This is a genomic window from Caldicellulosiruptor sp. F32 (assembly GCF_000404025.1).
Classification (GTDB): domain Bacteria; phylum Bacillota; class Thermoanaerobacteria; order Caldicellulosiruptorales; family Caldicellulosiruptoraceae; genus Caldicellulosiruptor; species Caldicellulosiruptor saccharolyticus.
The window spans coordinates 1-3,543 of the sequence record NZ_APGP01000037.1; the positions used below are offsets into that span (position 1 = coordinate 1).

At 36.3% G+C, this 3,543-nt stretch carries 4 protein-coding genes; all 4 read right to left on the bottom strand.

All coding sequences use genetic code 11. The annotated features are described in order from the left end of the window. Window positions 1-289 precede the first annotated feature (289 nt). Complete coding sequence (locus H964_RS04110) at window positions 290-1,144, bottom strand: carbohydrate ABC transporter permease (RefSeq protein ID WP_039764902.1); 855 nt, start codon at window positions 1,142-1,144, stop codon at window positions 290-292. Between the two features lie 15 nt (window positions 1,145-1,159). Further along, a complete protein-coding gene (locus H964_RS04115; RefSeq protein ID WP_039764905.1) occupies window positions 1,160-2,038 on the bottom strand; it encodes a carbohydrate ABC transporter permease in 879 nt (292 codons plus the stop codon). 99 nt (window positions 2,039-2,137) lie between these two features. Continuing rightward, window positions 2,138-2,605 (bottom strand): hypothetical protein, encoded by a 468-nt coding sequence (locus H964_RS12815; RefSeq protein WP_237738188.1) that lies wholly within the window; start codon window positions 2,603-2,605, stop codon window positions 2,138-2,140. Then, the gene (locus tag H964_RS04120) at window positions 2,557-3,441 is read right to left on the bottom strand and encodes an extracellular solute-binding protein (protein ID WP_237738189.1); all 885 of its coding nucleotides are present in this window, start codon (window positions 3,439-3,441) and stop codon (window positions 2,557-2,559) included. The genes H964_RS12815 and H964_RS04120 overlap by 49 nt, the downstream gene beginning before the upstream one ends. Between the last annotated feature and the right edge of the window lie 102 nt (window positions 3,442-3,543).

The window sequence follows — 3,543 nt, forward strand, 5'->3', positions numbered from 1 at the left end:
GGTCCTACTTGCCCACTTGGTAGAGTGTCAGTATAACTCGCCGCACCAACAGTGATAGTGGCAGCAAAAACAAATTGTGGCAATGAACCAAACAAGCTTAACATAAGAATTAAAATTAATAAAATACTGACAATCTTTTTACACTTTTTCATAATACAATCGCCTCCTAATATTTTTGTTTTGTGTACTTATTATTATAATGGGAAATGTATTAATATCAATGCACCAAATTTAAGATTGAAGGTCACTTGATTTTAGCCAAAAACCTTAAAACCATAAACCATAGCAATTACCCCTTCACAGCACCGGCTATCATACCTTTTAAAAGTTTGTCTTGCAAAACAAAGTAAATTATTATGCTTGGTATTGCAGAGATTACAACTGCAGCAAACATTTTGGTAAGCTCAGCTCCGTACATTCCTCTAAAATTCAAAAGTCCAACAGGCAGTGTCATTTTTTCTGGTGTTTGTATCAAAACCAGGGGTATCAAAAGGTCGTTCCATGCACCGAGGAAATTGAATACTGCAATTGTCACAAAAGCGGGCATGGTCAATGGAAGAATAATCTTATAAAATATCTTGTAGACAGAACAGCCGTCAATCAATGCTGCCTCTTCTAATTCGCGTGGGATTGTCTTGTAAAATCCAGTTAAAATAAAAATCGAAGTTGGGAGGGCAAATGCAACTGTTGGAATCAAAAGTCCTATGCGGGAGTCTAAAAGGTTTAGTTTTTTAAAGTTTATAAAAAGTGGAATTAATATTATTTGGATTGGGACCATAATTCCCGACAAAAAATAGTTCAAAACCTTTTGACTTGATCGCCATATCATCCTCTCAATTGCATATGCTGCCATTGAGCTTATAATAAGCGAAAAAATTACACTTACAGAAGAGATTATGAGACTGTTTATCGTAAACCTCTGAATTCCCATAGTCACCCATGCATCATAGTAATTTTTTAGTTGAAGTTTGGACAATTGTGGCAAACCAAAGGGATTTGCCAAAAAATCATTGTTGGTCTTTACCGAGTTGTACACAAGCCATATTAATGGAAATAATGTCAATATTGAATAAAAGGTCAAAAATGCGAATATTATTGCTTTTGCCACAGGAGAAAGTTTAATGTATTTTGCAAACACTTTCATACCACCTCACAAAACTTAGTACACTTCTTCTCTTTTAGCAGCAAACTTATTTATAAGAACAGTAACTAAAATGCTTACAACAAACAAAAAGGTTGACGCTGCACTGCCAAGACCATACTGAAGTTTGTTAAAGGCTGTTCTGTAAATATACGTAGCAATTGTCTCTGAAGCAAAATCTGGACCGCCTTCTGTCATTATCCATGCCATGTCAAAGTACTTCAGTGACCCTGTTATTATAAGCACTATTGAAACCCTCAAGACAGGTAAAATCTGGGGAATTATTATCTTAGTGACCATCTTCAATCCTTCTGCACCATCGACAATAGCTGCTTCAATGATATCCTGTGATATTCCTGAAATAGCAGCAATATACAAAATCATATGATACCCCACCCACTGCCAAGCTGTGGTGATAGATAGTGCAAGGATAACATATTTTTGCGATAGCCACTCTTGTTGCAGAAAATCAAGGCCAATGCTCTTCAAAATTGAATTTATAAGCCCAAAGTCGTAGTTATATACAAAGAACCACAGTATTCCTATTACAGCACTTGACAAGACATTAGGTATAAAAAAAGCATTTTGAAAGTATTTCCTTCCTTTTGTTATGTTAACTATACACAGAGCCAAGAAAAGCCCTAAAGTGACCTGGAAAATTAATGAAAGCACTGTTATTTCAATCGTGTGCCAAATTGAGGATAAAAATATGCCATCTGAAAAGAGCTCTTTGTAGTTTTCAAAACCTACATAAGTCATTGTAGATAGCATATCCCACTTAAAAAGGCTCATATAAAAAGAATGCAAAATAGGAAGAGGAATAACCAGTGTAAAAAGTATTAATGCTGGTGCAATGAATATAGCAATAGCAAGTTTATTTCCAAATGCTCTTTCCAATTTTTTCACCTCTTCTTTTTTCTATTTAGGCTTTTTGTCTTATCTTGCTATATTTAGAATGAGCCGAAGAGCACATTCAACTCTTCGGCTCACAATTTTTTATTTTTTCATCTCTTTTTTAGCAATCTCTGCAAGTTTTTTGAATGCCTCAACAGGGTCTTTCCCAAGATAGATTGACTGGATTGTGTTGTTAAATCCATCGCCAATTATTGGTCCAAACATGACATCATAGTATGTGAATGAGTCTTTTGTGTTCTGGTCCTTTAATAAATTCAAAACCTCAAGATACAGACCTGTAACTTTCTTTGGGTCGGGATTTACTTTTACTGTCGGGAAATACCCTGCTTTTTCGGCCAGCAGGTCCTTTGCATATCTCTGTTCAGATAAAAGTTTTAGCCATGCAGCAGCAGCCTGTTTGTTCTTGCAGTTTGAACTTACTGCAATGACCTGTTCAATTCCTGCGAGGAAGTTATTTACATTGCCTTTTCCACCTTCTATTGCTGGCCATTTGAATGCACCTACATATTTCTTGACTGGTGATTGAGTTGACAGATACCAACATCCCATATACCCATGACATACATCGCAGCTTTTCCTTGGTCAAATAGATTTCTTGCTGCAACATAATCTAAGCTTGTTGCACCTTTTGGGAAAGCACCAAGTTTGACAAGCTCCTGTATCTTCTTGCCTGTCTCAATAAACGCTTTGTCTGTCCATGCGTTTGGATCTTTTTGGACTTTTCTGTAAGCATCCGGGTCTATTCTGTTTGCAATATACTCTGCATACATTGCCAAGATCCACGGGTCTCTTGCATCAAGCGCAAATGGTATTATTTTGTTTTTAGTCAAAACCTTTATAACATTTACAAGCTCTGACCATGTCTTTGGAGGTGTGAGTTTGTATTTTGCAAAGATTTGTTTGTTGTAGTATATAACTGTTGCAACTCTTATCTGAGGAATACCATAGATTTTGCCGCCAAAAGTTGTCAGGTCAAAAACGCCATTGACATACCTGTTTTTCCATTGTGGGTCTTTGTTCATGATGTCGCTAATTGGGAAAAGCCTTTTTGCATCTACATATGGTTTCATCTTACCAGCTGCCCACATGTTGAGAATATCTGGTGGATTGTTTGCTGCCATTGCTGTTTGGAGCTTTGTTTTGTACTGCTCACCTGGAGTGTACACAGCCTTGATTTTCACACCGTACTTGTTAGTAGAGTTAAACTCTTTGATAGCCTGCTCATACACCTGTTTTATAGTGTCAGAGTCAGAAACCCAGCTCCAGAATGTAAGCTCATTTGTTGCACCTTGTACCTTTTTTTCACCCATTTGGCCGACTAAAACAACTGAAAATGAAAAGACCACTAAAATAGCTAAAGCCACAACTTTTAACCACTTTTTCATTTAAAATTTACCTCCTTTTATTTTTGTTTTTCACTTTTAATTTTAGTGTGAAATGCCCAATAGCCTATATAGACAAACACAACTTTTTTGTTTAAATTTTTA

Excerpts from the sequence above, each read along its gene's own strand:
- H964_RS04110 (WP_039764902.1), bottom strand. The coding sequence starts at position 1,144 with ATGAAAGTGTTTGCAAAATACATTAAACTTTCTCCTGTGGCAAAAGCA.
- H964_RS12815 (WP_237738188.1), bottom strand. The coding sequence starts at position 2,605 with ATGGGATGTTGGTATCTGTCAACTCAATCACCAGTCAAGAAATATGTA.
- H964_RS04120 (WP_237738189.1), bottom strand. The coding sequence starts at position 3,441 with ATGAAAAAGTGGTTAAAAGTTGTGGCTTTAGCTATTTTAGTGGTCTTT.